This window comes from Salinivibrio sp. MA440, from assembly GCF_001996265.1.
GTDB classification, from domain to species: domain Bacteria; phylum Pseudomonadota; class Gammaproteobacteria; order Enterobacterales; family Vibrionaceae; genus Salinivibrio; species Salinivibrio costicola.
The window spans coordinates 14,746-33,485 of the sequence record NZ_MUFI01000041.1 but is presented as its reverse complement, the minus strand read 5'-3'; the positions used below and the strand labels follow the sequence as shown (position 1 = coordinate 33,485).

The 18,740-nt window shown below is 52.1% G+C and carries 12 protein-coding genes; 7 read left to right on the top strand and 5 right to left on the bottom strand.

The window, feature by feature from the left end:
- From imuA to BZG80_RS12405, 3 genes are all read left to right on the top strand, one after another.
- Positions 1-715 (top strand): translesion DNA synthesis-associated protein ImuA (imuA, locus tag BZG80_RS12415; RefSeq protein ID WP_206744531.1); only part of this gene is annotated, 715 nt, incomplete at its 5' end.
- Positions 715-2,118 (top strand): Y-family DNA polymerase, encoded by a 1,404-nt coding sequence (locus tag BZG80_RS12410; RefSeq protein WP_077679485.1) that lies wholly within the window; start codon positions 715-717, stop codon positions 2,116-2,118. The genes imuA and BZG80_RS12410, both read left to right, overlap by 1 nt.
- Positions 2,119-2,128: 10 nt before the next feature.
- On the top strand, positions 2,129-5,194 hold the full coding sequence (locus tag BZG80_RS12405; RefSeq protein WP_108744124.1) for an error-prone DNA polymerase: 3,066 nt from the start codon (positions 2,129-2,131) through the stop codon (positions 5,192-5,194).
- On the opposite strand, the gene BZG80_RS12400 is transcribed toward BZG80_RS12405, so the two are convergent.
- From BZG80_RS12400 to BZG80_RS12385, 4 genes are all read right to left on the bottom strand, one after another.
- Positions 5,191-6,441 (bottom strand): multifunctional CCA addition/repair protein, encoded by a 1,251-nt coding sequence (locus tag BZG80_RS12400; RefSeq protein ID WP_077679483.1) that lies wholly within the window; start codon positions 6,439-6,441, stop codon positions 5,191-5,193. The two genes, BZG80_RS12405 and BZG80_RS12400, sit on opposite strands and share 4 nt — an antisense overlap.
- A 282-nt stretch (positions 6,442-6,723) precedes the next feature.
- Positions 6,724-7,338, bottom strand: a complete 615-nt coding sequence (locus BZG80_RS12395; protein ID WP_077679482.1) for a TIGR04211 family SH3 domain-containing protein — start codon at positions 7,336-7,338, stop codon at positions 6,724-6,726.
- Positions 7,339-7,465: 127 nt separating this feature from the next.
- Complete coding sequence (locus BZG80_RS12390) at positions 7,466-8,722, bottom strand: inorganic phosphate transporter (RefSeq protein ID WP_077576469.1); 1,257 nt, start codon at positions 8,720-8,722, stop codon at positions 7,466-7,468.
- A gap of 28 nt (positions 8,723-8,750) precedes the next feature.
- On the bottom strand, positions 8,751-9,431 hold the full coding sequence (locus tag BZG80_RS12385; RefSeq protein ID WP_077660493.1) for a TIGR00153 family protein: 681 nt from the start codon (positions 9,429-9,431) through the stop codon (positions 8,751-8,753).
- Between the two features lie 224 nt (positions 9,432-9,655).
- On the opposite strand from BZG80_RS12385, the gene BZG80_RS12380 reads away from it, so the two are divergent.
- The 3 genes from BZG80_RS12380 (at position 9,656) to glnE (ending at position 16,109) form a co-directional block, all read left to right on the top strand.
- Positions 9,656-11,179, top strand: a complete 1,524-nt coding sequence (locus BZG80_RS12380) for a CYTH and CHAD domain-containing protein (protein WP_077679481.1) — start codon at positions 9,656-9,658, stop codon at positions 11,177-11,179.
- Positions 11,180-11,551: 372 nt separating this feature from the next.
- Positions 11,552-13,153 (top strand): methyl-accepting chemotaxis protein, encoded by a 1,602-nt coding sequence (locus BZG80_RS12375; RefSeq protein ID WP_077679480.1) that lies wholly within the window; start codon positions 11,552-11,554, stop codon positions 13,151-13,153.
- A gap of 97 nt (positions 13,154-13,250) precedes the next feature.
- Positions 13,251-16,109 (top strand): bifunctional [glutamate--ammonia ligase]-adenylyl-L-tyrosine phosphorylase/[glutamate--ammonia-ligase] adenylyltransferase, encoded by a 2,859-nt coding sequence (gene glnE, locus BZG80_RS12370; RefSeq protein ID WP_077679479.1) that lies wholly within the window; start codon positions 13,251-13,253, stop codon positions 16,107-16,109.
- A gap of 22 nt (positions 16,110-16,131) precedes the next feature.
- Here glnE and lpxL read toward each other — a convergent pair whose 3' ends face one another.
- Positions 16,132-17,052, bottom strand: coding sequence for an LpxL/LpxP family Kdo(2)-lipid IV(A) lauroyl/palmitoleoyl acyltransferase (gene lpxL, locus BZG80_RS12365; protein WP_077679478.1), 921 nt, complete (start codon positions 17,050-17,052; stop codon positions 16,132-16,134).
- Positions 17,053-17,249: 197 nt separating this feature from the next.
- Between lpxL and hldE the strand changes: the two genes are divergently transcribed.
- Entirely contained in the window at positions 17,250-18,677 is a 1,428-nt protein-coding gene (gene hldE, locus BZG80_RS12360) for a bifunctional D-glycero-beta-D-manno-heptose-7-phosphate kinase/D-glycero-beta-D-manno-heptose 1-phosphate adenylyltransferase HldE (protein WP_077459932.1), read from the top strand.
- The last annotated feature ends 63 nt before the right edge of the window (positions 18,678-18,740 follow it).

Here is an 18,740-nt window from a genome sequence, read left to right as displayed (position 1 = left end):
GTATATATATACAGGTATTTTAATGATGAAAACGCTCGAACAATTAGCCCAACAACACGGTCTATGGCGTGCTAGTCAGCGTCCGCTAATGGCTGAGTTACCCGATAAGCAAGCGACCGGTTATGCCGCGTTTGATCAGCGTCTGGGTGGGATCCCTACGCCAGGGGTTACGGATATCATCAGTGATTTTGGCGTTGGTGAGCTGCGGTTAGTATTGCCTGCGCTGTATCGCGCCACCGGTAAAGAGATCGCCTGGATCCGTCCTCCGGTCGGCATTAATGCGGCAATGTTGCATCAGCAAGGTTATCCAACAGAAAACACCTTGCTAGTGTATCCTGACAGCGATCAACATGCGCTGTGGGCAGCCGAGCAAGCGGCGCGCAGTGGTGCGTGTCAGGCGGTAGTGTTATGGCCATCTTCGATCACGATTGGGCAAGTAAAACGCTTAAAACTGGCGGGCGAACATGGTCAATGTGCGGTGGTGTTGTTGCGCCGTCAGCAGACGTACTCGTTGAGCTTGCCGGTTGATTTAAGTGTGGCGCTGGCCCCTTCCGCGTGTGGCGTGACAGTCACGGTGCGCTATTGTCGCGGCCAATGGCCACCGGCCCCGTTTACCCTCGATTGGCGCGAGCAATGGTCCGCTTTGGTGACTTGGCCGAGCAGCGCAGATAATTTGCTCACCTTTCCCTCACGGCAACAGCGGGAGCAAGCGTGATGACTCTGTGGCTGTACCTACATTGCCCGAGCTTGTTGTTAGATAGCCTCTATGTGCCGTCACCTGAGCAGGCAGTGGGGCTGGTCAACGAGCAAGAAGGCCGTTTAGTGCAGCTCTCTGTGGCGGCTAACACACACGGTCTGAATACCGGTATGGGGTTAGGGGCGGCGGCAGTTAACTGTCATCAGCTTGCGGTCTATCCTTATTGCGCGAAGAAAGAGCAGTCCGCGCTTGAGCAGCTCGCCACACAGCTTTATCCGCTGGTCGCGGAAATCAGCCTTAATCCGCCTAAAGGTTTATGGCTACACGTTTCACCGATGTTAGCGCTATATCAAGGGTTTCCCCCGCTATGGCAGGCGGTGACTCAAACGTTGGTTGAAAATGGCATCCGTTATCAGGCTGGTGTGGGCCAAACGCCGCGTGCCGCCGAGCTTATGGCGTATGGTCACGCAGGCAAGGTCAGTACCGACCCCGAGCATTTGCAGGCAGCGTTGCAGCAATTGCCGTTGGCCGCAGCGCCTTTACCGGAGACGGTGAAAACCCAGTTTACGCGTCTAGGCTTCTCTCAGTTAGGTGAGCTTGTCGCCTTGCCCACCGCTTCGCTGATGCGACGTTTTCCGCGCACAGTGGTGGATTATCTTGCCGAAGTGAGTGGCGATAAGCCGACGCCACTGCGTTATTTTCAGCCACCGCTGCAATTTTTTCAGCAGCGGGTCTTGTTGTTTGAGCTTAGTGAGCAAGCCCATTTATTGCCGATCATCGATAACTTGGTATCAGCACTGTGCCACTTTCTTGAGCAACGTAGTGCTTGCACCCCCGCGCTGACGTTGGGGTTTAGCTTGCGTGATGGATGCGAAGAAACCCTTTCCGTGGTGGCCGCGTATGGTGAGAAAGACCCCGATCGCTGGATGGCGTTGGTGCGTTTACGCCTGGCGTCATGGCAAGTAAGCCAGCCAGTAACGGCGGTGAGTGTGGCTGTCACGCACATCAATTGCCATCAACCCGGCCAAGTGGATCTGTTTAGCCCGCAGCAAGGTGATCAAAGCCGCGATGAGTTGGTCGCGACTCTGGCGGCCCGATTAGGGGAGGAGGCGGTCATGCGGTTAGCGTATGTGGATCATCACCGTCCCGAGGCCGCGAGTCAGCACCTACCGCATCATCAACGCGTTACTCAGCCTACGTCGGCGCCGACGCGTCCGCGTCCAAGTTTATTATTGCCGCAACCCACTCCACTGGTGGGTAAGGTCACCTTACGTGAAGGGCCGGAGCGGATTGTCACGGGCTGGTGGGAAGATGCGCCTATCCAGCGCGATTACTTTATTGCCCAAAATGCCCAGCAACAATGGCTATGGGTGTTTCGCACGCCAGAGCAAACTTGGTTTTTACACGGCTGGTTTAGTTAGGGGTGAAGCGATGAGTACGTATGCCGAGCTGGTATGTTGCAGCAATTTCTCCTTTCTTGAGGGCGCCTCACATCCGGAAGAGCTGGTGGCGCAAGCGGCGGCATTGGGCTATCAAGCGCTCGCGATCACCGATGAATGCTCGGTCGCAGGTGTGGTGCGTGCGTATCAAGCTCAGCGTGATTATCCGCAGCTTTCGCTGATCATTGGCAGTCGTTTTCGCCTGCACGCGTTAGATGTTGTTCTACTGTGTCCCACCCAAGCGGCTTACCAAGAGCTGTGTCGGATTATCACCAATGCCCGGCGGCGCAGTCACAAAGGCGATTACCAGCTGAGCGAGTGGGATCTGATGTCGATACGTCATGGCTTGGTGCTATGGCTACCCAGTGGCGCGGAGAGTGATCATCATTGGGCGACGTGGCTGCTGCGTTATCATGCTGAGCGCTTGTACCTGGCTGTGCGCCGCGATTTAGCAGAACACGATCATCCGTATCTGGCGCACTGTCGCATGCTGGCAAGCCAGTATCAACTTTGTGTGACAGCGTGTGGTGATGTGCAGATGCATCACCCTGAGCGACTAGCATTACATCATACTTTAACCGCGATTTGGCATCGTCAGCCGGTGGCTGAATTGGGGCAGACTTTATTGCCCAATGCAGAGCGGGCTTTACGCCCGCTATCTAAGTTACAGACTCTATTCCCACCCGAGTGGCTAGCGGAAAGTGCCAAGATTGCCGCTCAGTGTCAGTTCTCCTTGGCGAGCCTCAAATACAGCTACCCCAAAGAAGTGGTGCCAACCGGCGAGTCTGCGATGGCGTATCTGCGTGACGCGGTCAAGCAAGGCGCACAGCAGCGTTTCCCCAAGGGGGTAGCCAGTGACGTGGGAGCCATCATTGAAAAAGAGCTCGCGCTTATCGAGGCGCTCGATTACCCGTATTACTTTTTGACCATTTACGATCTGGTGCGCTTTGCTCAATCGCGTGGGATCTTATACCAAGGACGCGGCTCGGCGGCGAACTCGGTGGTGTGTTATTGCTTAGGGATCACCGCGGTGGATCCGTGCAAAGTCGATGTGCTGTTTGAGCGCTTTATTAGCAAAGAGCGCGACGAGCCGCCGGATATTGATGTGGACTTTGAGCACCAGCGCCGTGAAGAAGTGATCCAGTATTTGTATCAAAAATATGGCCGTGAGCGGACTGCCTTAGCGGCAACCGTGATCCGTTATCGGCTTAAAAGTGCACTGCGTGATGTGGGCAAAGCGTTGGCGATCCCCGCTAGCCAGATTGATTTTTTTATTCAAAACCTCAATCGGCGCGATAAAACTCAGCCTTGGACGCAGCAACTTCAACAGTTGGGCCTCGATCCTAAAAGCGCGAAAAGCCAACAATGGCTGTCGCTTACCCAGACATTGATCGGCTTTCCGCGCCACCTTTCTCAGCATGTCGGTGGCTTTGTGATTGCAGATGGGCCTTTGTATGAGTTGGTGCCGGTGGAAAATGCGGCGATGGCAGAGCGGACGGTGATCCAGTGGGATAAAGACGATCTGGAAACGCTGCATCTGATGAAAGTCGACGTACTGGCGCTGGGTATGCTCACCGCGATTCGACGTACCTTTGATTTGATTGCTCAAACCGGTGGCCCTCGCTTGAGTTTGGCGGCGATCACTCAACAAGGCGATGATCCGGGGGTGTTTGCGCGCATTCAGCACGCCGATACCGTAGGGGTATTTCAAATTGAGTCACGGGCACAAATGAGTATGCTACCGCGACTCAAACCGGCTTGTTATTATGATTTGGTGATCCAAATTGCCATTGTCCGCCCCGGCCCGATTCAAGGTGACATGGTGCATCCGTATTTAAAGCGCCGTGATGGGGAAGAAGTGGTGAGCTACCCGTCCAAAGCGGTTGAGCAAGTGCTGGCGCGTACGCTTGGAGTGCCCATTTTTCAAGAGCAGGTGATCAAACTGGCGATGGTGGCAGCCGGTTTTTCTGGTGGCGAAGCGGATCAGCTGCGTCGTGCGATGGCCGCATGGAAGAAAAAGGGTGGACTAGCGCCGTTTCGCGACAAATTGATTACTGGGATGACCGCGCGTGGCTATCGCGCCGACTTTGCCGAGCAGCTTTACCGGCAAATCTGTGGGTTTGGTGATTATGGTTTCCCAGAAAGCCACTCGGCGTCGTTTGCGGTCTTGGCCTATGTATCGGCGTGGCTGAAGCATTATTATCCCGCCGCGTTTTATACCGCCTTGCTCAATAGCCAGCCGATGGGGTTTTACTCGCCGTCACAACTGATGCAAGACGCCACGCGCCATCAGGTGCCTGTGTTGCCGGTTTGTGTGCAACACTCGGGGGCGGATCATTGCTTAGAAAAGGTCGACGATCACTGGGGCGTGCGGCTGGGATTGCGATTAGTCAAAGGATTGAGTGCGGCGGCGATAGACCGATTGCTGGTCCATCGTCCAGAGTCGGGGTTTGCGTCTTTGTCGGCACTGCAAGAAATTAACCTTGACCACGATGCCTATCAAGCCCTAGCCAGCAGTGGCGCATTGGCGGCGCTGGCTGGCAATCGCTATCAGGCGCGCTGGGCACTGATGGATCAGCAGCGGCAACTGCCGCTACTGGCCACCAGTGACGATGAGGTTGTCTTGCCTCATTCGCCTTCCCAGTGGCAGAACATGATTGAAGATTACGCGGCCTTGGGGCTGTCGCTCACCGATCATCCTATTAGTTTGATGGCGCAAGCCGGCACGCTGGGCCGTTTTACCCGCGGCGTTGAGTTATCACAGTGTGCGCCGCAAAGCTGGGTCGCGGTGGCGGGCGTGGTGACGGGCAAGCAATCACCAGGTACCGCCAGTGGTGTAACCTTTGTCACCTTGGAAGATGATACCGGCAATATTAATGTGGTGGTCTGGGCGGGGACGGCACGGGCGCAATCCCGTGCTTTTATGCAAGCCAAGGTGTTGAAAGTGCATGGCATTGTCGAGCGTCAGGGCGAGGTGGTGCATGTAATTGCCGGTAAGTTGATTGACCTTACCCCTAAGCTCACCACCTTGTCGGTCACGTCGCGTGAGTTTCGTTAATAGGGTGTGCCCGCGATTTGCTGATCGCTTGGCGCAGCGCATGCCGCAATCGCCTGAATACGTTGGCGATGAAGCTCATCACGAATCGCTGCCCCTTTAAAGCCAGCGTCGACAATCGGCTTTACATCGACGTTCTCGGCACAGGCAAAGCGCTCACGTAAGGCATCGGCTTGCGGGTAATGATAATTTTCACGTCCCTTGCGGCCACGCACATCGGCTAAACATGCCAAGGCCAATTGCTCAACCCGTTCAGGTTTTCGCCACGCATCAATTTGATTAAATAATGCCATCCAATGCTCGGGGCTGAGTTGATCGCATTTATGGATCTTAGAGTGATGAGCACTGACTACCAAGGCTAAATCTCTGCATTGATTGGGGATTTTAAGCCGCTCGCACAGCTCTTTTATCACCGGCAGCCCACGATCGCCATGGCCGCGATGGCCGGGCAAGATGGAGGAAGGGGTGAGGGCTTTACCGAGATCATGGACTTGTGCAGCAAAGCGAATGCATTTGTCATCGGTCAACGAGGCGGCATAACGGCTGACCATTTCAGTGTGGATGCCGGTATCGATCTCAGGGTGCCAGTTGGCAGGATTCGGCACGCCGTACAGGGCGTCGATTTCAGGAATCACTACCGCAAGTGCACCACAATCGCGCAGCACAGCAAGAAACACATCGGGACGATCACTGCCAAGCGCTTTCTCCCACTCCCGCCAAACTCGCTCTGGAGTGAGGTGGGCAAGTTCGCCCTTGGCGACCATCGCTTTCATCAGCGCCAATGTATCGTCGGCAATGGTGAAGCCGAGAGGCGCAAAGCGGGCGGCAAATCGTGCCACACGTAGCACGCGCAATGGATCTTCGCTAAAGGCGGGCGAGACATGACGTAACATCCGGTTGTGTAAATCTTGCTGACCGCCATAAGGGTCAATCAAGGTGCCATCTTCATCTTGGGCAATGGCGTTTATAGTGAGATCACGCCGCTGAAGATCGGCCTCTAACGAGATATCTGGCGAAAAGTCACACACAAAACCGGTGTAGCCTTGGCCCGATTTACGCTCTGTGCGTGCTAATGCATACTCTTGATGCGTTTCTGGATGCAAAAAGACTGGGAAGTCTTGGCCAACTTGTTGATAGCCTGAGGCTTGCATTTGCTTCACTGTCGCGCCCACCACGACCCAATCTTTGTCCGTGACCGGTAAACTTAACAACGCATCGCGTACCGCGCCGCCGACAAGATAGTGTTTCACACAAAGCTCCTTGGTTGCAGAAAGTGAAGAAACAGCAAAGATGCTGAGTCATACCTTCATAGAAGTATACATATAGCGTAGCAGCACGCCCACCGTGTGCTGATAATGGTTATCGTTGGATGGCTAATCGTTAGCTCGCCAACGAAAGATGGGGTTGCTCATCAACGACGGGATTGCTCATCAACGACGAGATAGAAAAAACGCGGGATAAAACGTAAACGATATAAACGTGGCGATCTAAATAAAATAGGCTGCAAACGCAGCCTATTTATCGGAGATTGATTATGCCCAGCCGTCACGGCGACGTTTTTTACGTGGGATAAGATGTGGCAGCACAAGGCCAAACAGTAAGCCGCCGCCGGCCACCATGCCGCCGTAGGTGAACCAGCGCATTAATAAGTCATCTTTTTGCGTATCAATTTTTGCACGCAAAGCACGAATTTCATTTTGTGCATCAATCAGCTTTTTATTGAGTTCGCTGCTGTGTGTTTCTAGCTTCTCGATTTGCGCATTACGCTTTTTAAGCGACTCAACCAACCCTTTTTGTTGTGCTTTGGCATCATCCTGTGCACTCGATAAGGCTGTTTTTACTTTTTTGAGCTCGGCTTCAAGCGCAGGTACACGTTCTTTCAAGCCAGGTTGAGTGGTGACGAAGTCACTTTTCACCCAGCCTTTACGGCCGCGACTATCGACAATTTGCGAATAGCCCGCATTTTGGTCGCGCTTGAGTACAGTGATTTTATCGCCTGCATCAACACTGCCGATAATGCGATATTGTGTACTAGGGCCAGAGTGCATATAGGTAAATAATTCATCAGAAATATAGTTCTCCGCCATGGCTTGCGGCGCGGTGACGAGAACGAATAGCAATATGAGAGCAGAATACAGGTGTTTCACGTCTGGGGTCCTTTGCATTATTCAGTGTGGGACACATCGGCTTTGCTAGGCATAGTGCCATAGGCTAAAAAGAAAGGGGAGCCATGCCCCCCTTTTTTTAACCGTGATTTGACATCGCTGCCGACTGTTAGGCAAAGAAGGTGATCATTACTTGGTAAAAGATCACAGCTAATAAAGCGCCTGCTGGAAGCGTGATGAGCCACGAGGCAACAATATTGCGCACCACGCCGAGGTTGAGTGCGGCAATGCCTCTGGCAAATCCAACGCCGAGAACGCCACCGACTAGTGTTTGCGTGGTCGAAATCGGTAAGCCTGTCCCCGAGGCTAAAACGACTGTGCTCGCGGTGGCTAATTGCGCGGCAAATCCGCGGCTTGGTGTGAGCTCTGTTATCCCTGAGCCAACGGTCGCCATGACACGATGCCCCAAGGTCGCAAGGCCGATGACAATGCCGGCACCGCCCATAGGAAGAATCCACCAAGCAATGTGTGCTTTTTCTGCCACAGTACCGAGGTTTTGCACGGTTGCGACAATCGCTGAAAGGGGACCAATGGCATTGGCAACGTCGTTTGAGCCATGCGCGAAGGCCATGGCACACGCCGTGACGACCATGAGTAAGCTGAATATCCGCTCAACGCCTTGAAAACCTTGACTCTCATCGCCGCGATATTTTCTAGAGATATAATACACGCCAAAAAACATCACCAGTGCAGATAAGACAATTGACGCACTGACTGACTCTAACGTGGTCAAATGCAAGCCAACATGCTTGAGCCCTTTTTTAATGGTCACCATCGCAATAATAAACGCAGTGAGGAACATATAAATGGGGACAAAACGTTTTGCATTGAGTACGGGGCGGTCAGTGTCAAAAATGAGGCGCTGGGCGCTAAGAAAAATAAAGTAGGCAAAAAGACCGGAGATAAAGGGGGTGATCACCCAACTGCCAACGATACCTTGGACGGTATGCCAATCGACGGCCTCAGAGCCAACCGATAGGCAAGCAAAGCCAATGATCGCGCCGATTATCGAATGGGTGGTGGAGACTGGCCAGCCCATATAGGAGGCAAGGAGCAGCCAAGTACCCGCCGCGAGCAGAGCGGACATCATGCCAAAGACCAATTCTAACGGTTGATCGGCATAGAGACTGGTATCGATAACACCTTTTCTAATGGTATCTGTGACTTCACCTCCAGCTAAATAAGCGCCGGCAAATTCAAAAATCATGGCAACAATAATGGCTTGCTTGATGGTTAGCGCTTTAGAGCCCACAGACGTGCCCATTGCGTTGGCGACATCATTGGCACCAATACCAATTGCCATTAAAAAACCAAAAGCCGCGGCGACCATAATAAGAATGGTCCCGTGATTCATCAGGATTTCCATTGTAATACCTTGTTGTTACATCACTCGGTTAGGAACGGGAAAGCATGACCTCTAAGCGCGCACCGACACGTTGCGCTTGATCAGCAATTTCGCCGACCCACTCGAGGATTTTGTACAAGAACATGACGTCGACAGGATTGTATTCCTGTTCCACCGCCATCAATGCCTGGCGAAGCTGGATTTGCATTGAGTCAGTATCATCTTCAATCACATCCAACTGATGAATCATTTCGGCCACTAAGGTGACTTCGCGTCCTTTAAATCCAGTCTCAAGCAGTTCTTCGAGCTCATTAATCACCCGACGTGCTTGAGCGGCTGCATCTAGGCACCGTTGTACATAAGCAATGAAAGCGGTATTCATTGTTGGGGGCATACGAAGCTGGCGGCCGATCACTCGGCCGGCAATATCTTTGGATAAGTTTGCCAATTTGTCTTGCTGAGTCAGTAACTCGAGCATGTCCGTCCGATCAACGGGCATAAACAAACCGCGGGGCAACTTGAGTCGGATATTGCGCTTCAGGGTGTCAGCATCTTTCTCTATCTCAGAGATTTGGTGACGGAGTTGATTCGCCTTTTCCCAATCTTGCTGTTCGCAAGCATGGAAAAACGGGATCAGTAGCTCACAGCAATCATTGACACGATTGACGTGGCGTTGCAGAGGTTTTATAGGGCTTTTTGCGAATAGCCCAACAATTGTATTGACTGGCATAGCCGTAATCTACCTGGTTGCCTCACGCCCAAAGGGCAAAGAGTGGAGGCTAAACGTTCAACGATGGTATATCGGAGCGGCGAATGGTAGCGCAGAACATTGGCTAAAGAAACAGCTTTTGTGATCTATGCCGCAGTGCGTTTGATCAAGACTGGTGGTTATAGTCCTTGCCGACAAGATCAATTGTTCATATCCTTGTCAGGCAATTGGCTATAGGTACCCGTATGGACACTGAGATAGAGCTCAAATTTTTTGTCTCTTCTGACTTTCCTCACCGCATCCGCGATAAGATTGTCAGTGTAAAGCAGCTACAGCAAAGCCAGCGTGAGCTGGGCAACATCTACTTCGATACGCCAGATTTTACCCTACGCGAACACGATATCGGTTTGCGTGTGCGTTGTTTTGATGGTGTTTATATTCAAACGCTCAAAACCGCTGGCCGGGTGGTAGCTGGACTGCATCAGCGCCCAGAATACAACGCTGAGCTTAATGGACCTGAGCCCGACCTTTCTTTGATCCCGGTCGATGCATGGCCTGATAGTGTCAATATTGATGCACTGAGTCAGTCGATTCAGCCGCTCTTTTCCACCGACTTTGTCCGCCAACAGTGGCTCTTAGCCACTGACGACGGGAGTCAAATAGAGTTAGCCAGCGATCAGGGTGAAGTCTCAACCGAAGCCGGTGATAAAGATGTGATTTCTGAGGTCGAGCTAGAGCTTATTTCGGGTCAAACCGATGCCTTATTTTCATTGGCGCGCAACCTTGCCGATGAGGGAGGACTGCGACTGGGAAATTTGAGTAAAGCCGCGCGAGGCTACCGCTTAGCCACTGGCTATCAAGGCGACCCGGTCAAAGCGCTGTCTATCGTCAAACTGAGCGCCGACGATACGCAAGAGAAAGCGCTCATTCGAATTCTTGAGCACGCGCTCAGCCACTGGCATTACCACGAACAAATCTACATAGAGCGAGAGTCGCTTGATGCGCTGCAGGAAATTCGCTACGCGGTATTACTGATCCGCCAAGCCTTCGTTCTGTTCGGCAGCGTGTTGCCGAGACGAGCGAGCACATTATTGCGTCAAGAGTTGCAATGGTTTGATGGCGAACTCGCTTGGCTGGATGATGCGTGGGCGAATGCACGCTTGTGTGAAGATAAGGGCCAATACCTGCGCAAACTCAATGCCCGAAAAATGATGGTCAAAACGCTGAAAGCTGAGCAAACTCAGTTGCCGGAGCGCGAGGATATCGTGGCGTTACTTCATACCTCTCGCTACTGCAATCTGTTGCTTGATTTAAGTCGTTGGATTCTCTCTAAAGGTTGGCAGCCGTTTTTAGATGAAAAAGCAGCGGATAAATTGGCGCTACCGATTCAAACCCTGGCCGATAAGGCATTACCTGAATCTTGGCATGAGCTCCTTGATGCCTTTGACGAGAGTAAGACACTGACAAGGCATGAGTATTTTGATCAGTATCCACGTCTGCAACGCAACTTGGTGTTAGGGACCTGCTTGGCGTCACTCTTTGATAAAAATCGCCGTAAAGCGTTTCGACTGCCTTGGCTGGATTTACTGCAAGGTATAGAGGAACTTCGGCTACTTGAGCCAGTACGCGATTTAGTTGCAGCGATTGACGATGACGACGATAAGCAACAAGCGGAAAAGTGGTTAGCGAGAAAAGAAGAATCACTTTTTCATGCGATGACGCAAAGCCGCCAAACAGGCTTACGCCTCACGCCTTATTGGCAAGAATAAGCGACGCTAAAAAGTGTAAGAGAATAAGTAGAAGCAGCCAGATGGCTGCTTTTTTTAGCCGAATCGATTATGCAAATAAGATGTTTCTGTATGCATCGCCATGGCGCCTTTGGTCTCGACGTTGACTCGGTAAAAACCCAGTCAAGATCAATCTATGTTGGTGGTTTTTGCGTTATAAACGGTTTACGCGTCACATGATAATTTGACTAAGTTATCATTATGGGCAATGTTTGTGGTTAAATTTCACAAATACGGTAAACAAGGATTCAGCCTGCGTGGTGTTTGTCGATATAACATCACCTAGTATCAATAATCGCCCGTTTTTTTGGGTCACTCAGTTGGCTTGATAGCGGTCATGGAGCTTTCAGGATTATGGGTAAACATACCTTCTATGCGTGGGAAAAACCCGTTACCAATCTGCGCTTGATTCCAAAACTCGTGATTCTTATGGTATTTAGTACCATTATTTTGGTCGGTAAGCAGATGTGGGACGCCAATACATTTCGCCAATCCGTCATTGATTTCACCTTAAGCCAGACCCAAGAACTTGCCCGTTCCAGTGCCGCAATGACTGGCACATTAATCGAGCAACCGGACGGAGAGCGTCTGATGCGAGAGACGGTCGACACCATGAACAATGAGTTCAGTGAAGGCGCGTATTTATTTTTAGTCAATGGCGAGACGCGTCAGATTTGGGCGCACCCCTCCATGAGACAATTTGATCAATTGCGTGTGCCGGATGACACCTCAGGCGCTGATATTACTGAGCTTTTTATCAATCAGTCACAGCCGTTCAGTTACACCGTCTATGATGGCGGGCGACATGGGTATGCCGTGCCTGTAGGCAACAGCGACTGGTGGTTAGTGGCCTCGCAACCCACATCTGAAGCGCAAGCGTATTACCAAGATTATATCATCAAAGTGGCGTGGCAGACTGCGGTAATGATTGTGTCTTTTATGGTGATCTTGCTGGGTGGATCTAACATCATGCTGCGCCAAATCAACTACCTGACCGATAGGATTCGTGCGTTGGCGAATCGCGATTTGAGTGAGCCGATTGAAATGAATAGCCAAGACGAGTTTGGCGATCTTGCGCGCGAGCTGGAAACGTCTCGTCGGCAATTGGTCGACGTGATTCAAGCGCAGCGACAAGCGTCAGACGATCTGTCGTCTCTGGCCGAGATCATGACCATCAGCATGTCGGAAACCAAAGAATCGTCGAAAGAGCAGTTCGATGAAATGGATCAACTGGCGTCAGCCATGAGTGAAATGAGCGCCACCGTGCAAACGGTCGCAGAGCATACCCGAGAAGCAGCTAAAGCGACTGAAAGCTCCAGTCAGCAAGCCAGCAGTGGCCAAGCGCATGTTAGCACCACCATTAATACCATCAATGCGCTGTCAAATGACATTAGTGAGTCATCACAAGTCGTCGGTCAGGTCGACGCGCAAGTGGAGAAAATTGGTACTGTGGTGGTGACCATTCAAGGCATCTCAGAGCAAACCAATCTATTGGCGCTTAACGCCGCGATTGAAGCTGCCCGGGCGGGGGATACAGGACGCGGCTTTGCGGTTGTGGCGGATGAAGTGCGTAAGCTGGCACAACATACCCAAGAAGCGACGGTTGAAATTCAAGATATGATCACCCAACTGCAGCAAAGTGCACAAAAAGCGGTGGGACTGATGGATCGCAGTGTGACGGAGGCGAGTGCCGGGGTAGACTCGGTGAGTCAGGCGGGTGGCGAGTTAGAGCAAATTGTTACTCAAATCCAATCACTGAATGATATGAACTTCCAAATTGCCTCGTCGGCAGAGCAACAAGCCTCGGTGGCCGGTGAAATGAATCAAAACCTCACCAATGTTAAAGACTTGGTTCAGGCGTCAGTGACGGTGGCGAGCGAGCTGCATGAAACGGCTGAAATGGTCGAGCAAAGTGCTCAGTCACTAAAAGACAAGATCGATGCCTTTAAAGTGTAATCGTTGTCCCTTCACATCCCGATAAAGATAACGGCTCACTGCATTAGTGAGCCGTTTTTGTTAGTGTCAAATGAAGGAATTATCAAAAGGAATGCTCATGGTGCTGTCTGACTCCCTTTCCGCCAACCTGAATCAACATTGGACACAATTGGCTGAATTCGCCCCCCAAGCACTTGACCAATGGCAAGGACCCGCCCGCGACCAGCTGGAAAAGGCATTGGTATGCAGCGATTTTATTGCCTCTGCGCTCACGCACACTGACGGATTGTTGCAATGGCTTTATCAACATCACCGCGATGTATCACGCGAGGCCTGCTATCAGCCAGAACTGACGGCAGCGCTTGAGACGGTGAATGATGAGCATGAATTCCATCGTCAATTACGTCTGTGTCGGCAACGTGAACTTGTGTGGATTGCTTGGCGCGATATACATCAGCAGTGGCCTGTGGAGGCGAGTTTACAGCATTTATCGGCCTTGGCTGAGGCGCAGATCCTCAGTGCTTATCACTGGTTATATCAGCGTTGTTGCCATGATTGGGGCACGCCAATGAGCCCAGATGGCGACCCACAGCCTATGCTGATCCTCGGGATGGGGAAATTGGGAGGCGGTGAGCTCAATTTTTCTTCCGATATCGATTTGATTTTTACCTATCCCGAAAATGGAGATACTCAGGGAGCAAGGCGCAGTATCGCCAATGCCCAATTCTTTACGCGACTGGGTCAAAGGCTGATAAAAGCGCTCGACCAGCCTACCGTCGATGGTTTTTGCTATCGCGTTGATATGCGATTACGCCCATTTGGCGACAGTGGGCCTTTGGTGATGAGCTTTTCTGCCTTGGAAGATTACTACCAAGAACAAGGGCGTGATTGGGAGCGTTACGCCATGGTTAAAGCACGGGTGATGGGCAAAGAGCAATACGATTGTTATCAAACACTTAGGAAAATGCTGCGTCCTTTTGTCTTTCGACGCTATATCGATTTTAGCGCGATACAAGCTTTAAGGCGGATGAAGCAGTTAATTCAACGAGAAGTACGTCGGCGTGGACTGACGGACAATATTAAACTGGGTGCGGGTGGCATTCGAGAAATTGAATTTATTGCACAATCTTTCCAATTAATTCGCGGGGGGCGCGAGCCCAGCTTGCGTCAACGTGGCTTACTGGAAACTTTGGATGCGATAGAAGAACTGGCGTTACTGCCAGCCGCTGAAGTCAGTCAGTTAAAAGCGGCCTACTGCTATTTGCGTCGGGTCGAGAACTTATTGCAGGCCATTGATGACAAACAAACGCAGACCTTGCCCGATAACGCGCTTGATCGGGATCGTCTCTCCTTCGCCATGGGGAGCAAAGATTGGGCGAGTTTACACGCGGAGATCGCGCGGCACATGCAGGCGGTCAATCAGGTTTTCTCTGGCTTAATTGGCGAAGATGAACAAGATAACGACATGGATGTTGATAGTGAGTATCACGATCTATGGGCGATGGCGCGCGATGTCGACAACGCTAAATTGATCCTCACAGGGTTGGATGTGCCGGAGGCCAATATTGCTGAGCAATTATTAACGTTTAAGCAAGAGCTTGCGAAACGGACCGTTGGCCCACGTGGCCGTGAGGTGATCAATCGTCTGATGCCGGTGTTGTTAAGTAAATTATTAACCTTGCCTGAGCCTCAACAGGTTCTGCCGCACATTACCCATTTATTATTAAATATTGCCACTCGGACAACGTATTTAGAGTTATTAGATGAACATCCGGGGGCGATTGATCAAGTCCTTCGGCTTTGTACCGCCAGTCCCATGGTAGCGGAAAAGCTGGCACGCTATCCCTTGTTGCTCGACGAGCTGTTGGATCTGACCCACTTGTATCAACCTCTTGCGCCTGATGCGTATCGCAGCGAATTGCGCGATTATCTGGCACGGATCCCGGTTGAGGACATGGAGCAGCAGATGGAGGCCGTACGTCAGTTCAAGCAAGTGCAACTATTAAAAATTGCCGCCGCAGATATTGCCGGTGTCTTACCGGTGATGCGGGTCAGTGATCATTTGACTTACTTGGCCGAGGCGATTGTAGAGGCGGTGGTCAATCAGGCCTGGCACCAGATGGTGGAAAAATATGGCCAACCGACACACTTAGGCGAGCGAGAGGGACGTGGCTTTGCCGTGATTGGTTACGGCAAGTTAGGAGGCTGGGAGCTGGGTTACAATTCCGATCTCGACGTGGTTTTTCTCCATGACTGCCCGGCGGATGTTGAGACTGATGGGCGAAAAGTGATTGATGGCCGGCAATTTTATCTGCGTTTGGCGCAGCGCATTGTGCATCTTTTCTCCACCCGCACTCCGTCTGGGATTTTGTATGAAATCGACACGCGCCTTCGCCCATCAGGTACCTCAGGGATGCTGGTGAGCACGTTAGAGGCCTACGCGGATTACCAACAAAACGAAGCCTGGACGTGGGAGCACCAAGCGTTAGTTCGCGCGCGGATGATCGACGGCGACCCCGACCTTGAGTCTGGCTTTGCACAGGTGCGGCATCGCATTTTATCGGCCTCGCGCGATCAGGACATATTGCGCGAGCAAGTCACTGGCATGCGTGAGAAAATGCGCCAACACAAAGCGACGCGCGATCATACTGTCTTTTCGATCAAGCAAGATAGCGGCGGGATCACTGACATTGAGTTTTTGGCTCAATACCTGGTGTTACAACATAGCGAGCAGCAGCCCGCCTTGACGCGTTACAGTGATAACGCACGCATTTTTGAGCAAGCAGGCGAGCTTGGCGTGATGACGATGGCACAAGCGGAGCGCCTGAAATCGGCGTATACCCGCATGCGCAATGCATTGCATCGTAGCCACTTGGCGGGAGAGAGTGGCAAGGTCGAAGCCAGTGCATTCCTCGACGAACGCGATGCCGTGATGCAAGCTTGGCAACAATGGTTAGCGACAGAAAAGGCGTCGTAAATCAGCGATCCGCGTGCGATGCTCAATAAAGCGATGGCTCGCCCTCAGGGCGTGTTTTAAAGCGTCGGTGTAACCACATATATTGCTCCGGCGCTTGTAGGATTAACTGCTCAACCGCGCGATTGGTGACAACGGCAGCCGCATCGGCGTCCTTGGGAAAATCTTGCAGCGGAGAATGGATGGTTATCCGGTACTGACCACCGCGTCGATCTCTCACAATCGAAAACGGCACCACGGCGGCGTGACCTGCGTGTGCGAGTAAGCTCGTCCCTGTGGTCGTACAGGCTTTCTCAACGGCGAATAATGGCGCAAAGGTTGAACGGCGTCGGCCGTAGTCATGATCCGGTGCATACCACATCCTATCGCCTTGCTTGAGATGATGAATCATGGTTTTAACGTCTTTCCTGTCGATGGCGCCATTGTGTCGCGTCCGGCCGCGGTGCTGGAACCAATCATAAACAGGGTTATTGTTAGGACGGTACACACCCACGCCAGGAGTGACCTCACCTAAGGCTCGCGCACCCAACTCTAAGTTCATCGAGTGCACAGCGATAACGAGTACCCCTTGCCCCTGACTTTCTAAGTGTTTCAGTTTGTCTATCCCCTCAAACACCATATGCTTTTTGATACGCCAAGAGGGCCAAAACCATGCCATACAGGTTTCAAAAAGGGCTAAGCCAGAGTTGGCAAAGTTCTCTTTCACCATCGCCTGACGCGAGGCAGGACTCATTTCAGGGAAACACAATGCCAGATTACGATCGGCGATCTTCACACGCCGTTTCATCAGCGTATGCATCAGTCGACCAAGCCCGCGCCCCGCGTAAAACTGAACGCGATAGGGAAGCCAGCTGGCTAGGTACATGAGTCCTACCCCGAGCCAAGTGTGAAGATAGCGAGGGTGAAGAAATCCAATGTGAAATTTTGGCGGTGAAAAATCGCTCATAGCGTCAATGACTCGTGAAAACAAAAATGAAACCGGCCGTCAGGCACGCGCCACATTGTAGAGTAAATTGCAGGGGCTGTCCTGTGCTTGTCTGCCCGATGGATGTTGAGATTGTGCGCAGCGCACGCCTGTACGCGCCCCATTTGGTTTTTGGCTATGCTACTATCGCTCGGTAACGACAGTATTCGGAGATCCAGATGAAACTCAGCCTGCCTGATTATAACCAAGCCAATGTTCTGGTTGTCGGTGATGTGATGCTTGACCGCTATTGGTATGGTCCCACCGGACGTATATCACCAGAAGCCCCCGTGCCCGTGGTCAAAATCAATCAAACGGAAGAGCGCCCTGGTGGGGCTGCCAACGTGGCGATGAACATCGCTGCTTTAGGGGGACATACCCAGTTAATTGGTTTGACAGGCAAGGACGAACAAGCGGATGCGTTAACCCAAACCCTGGATTCTTTAAACGTCAATTGTGACTTTGTGGCGCTGGACTCGCATCCGACGATCACTAAGTTACGGGTGATGAGCCGTAATCAGCAGTTGATCCGGCTCGATTTCGAGGAGGGATTTGCGGGCGTGGATCTCACCCCAATGCTGACAAAAGTGACAGCCGCCTTACCCAAGGCGCAGGCGATGATCTTATCGGATTATGCCAAAGGTGCATTGGCGCAGGTGCAATCATTGATCCAAGCCGCGAATCAAGCCGGCGTGACCACCTTGGTGGATCCCAAAGGGACGGACTTTGAGCGCTATCGTGGCGCCAGTCTGCTGACGCCAAATCTGAGTGAATTTGAAGCCGTGGCTGGCACGGTGACAGACGATCAAAGCTTGGAAGAAAAAGGCTTAGCGCTGATTAAACACTATGAATTGGGCGCGTTGTTGGTTACCCGTAGTGAGCATGGTATGACCCTGCTTCGTCCTGATGCTGCTCCACTTAACTTGCCAACGCTGGCCAAAGAGGTCTATGACGTCACCGGCGCTGGCGATACCGTTATTTCGGTGCTGGCGGCCTCGTTAGCTGCCGGCAAACCGATCGAACACGCATGTGCACTGGCCAATGCCGCTGCCGGTGTGGTGGTCGGCAAGCTCGGCACCTCAACGCTATCAACCATTGAGTTAACCGAAGCCATACACGGCTCTCACGAGTCCGGCTTTGGGGTCACCACAGAATCGCAACTGATCGATGCGGTTAAGGTGGCGCAAGGACGGGGTGAGAAAGTGGTGATGACCAATGGCTGCTTTGATATTTTGCACGCTGGTCATGTTGCCTATTTAAACGAAGCCGCTAAATTGGGCGATCGCCTGATTGTCGCGGTTAATACTGATGCGTCGGTACAAGGTCTGAAAGGACCAGGTCGTCCGGTTAATCCCACCGATCGACGCATGGCAGTCTTGGCGGGGCTTGGCGCTGTGGATTGGGTGGTACCCTTTGGCGAAGAAACGCCTGCGCGCCTGATTAGTGCGGTGTTACCGGATTTATTGGTGAAAGGCGGCGACTATCAGGTCAGTGAAATAGCCGGAGCTGAAGCGGTGCTTGCCAATGGCGGTGAGGTCAAGGTGCTTAACTTCGAAGAAGGATGCTCAACGACTGAGATCATTGAATCGATTCGGCGTGGTCAATAGCGCCTCTTGCCCTATCAATTGAAAACAATAAAAAAGGTGCCCGTCGGCACCTTTTTGCGTTCT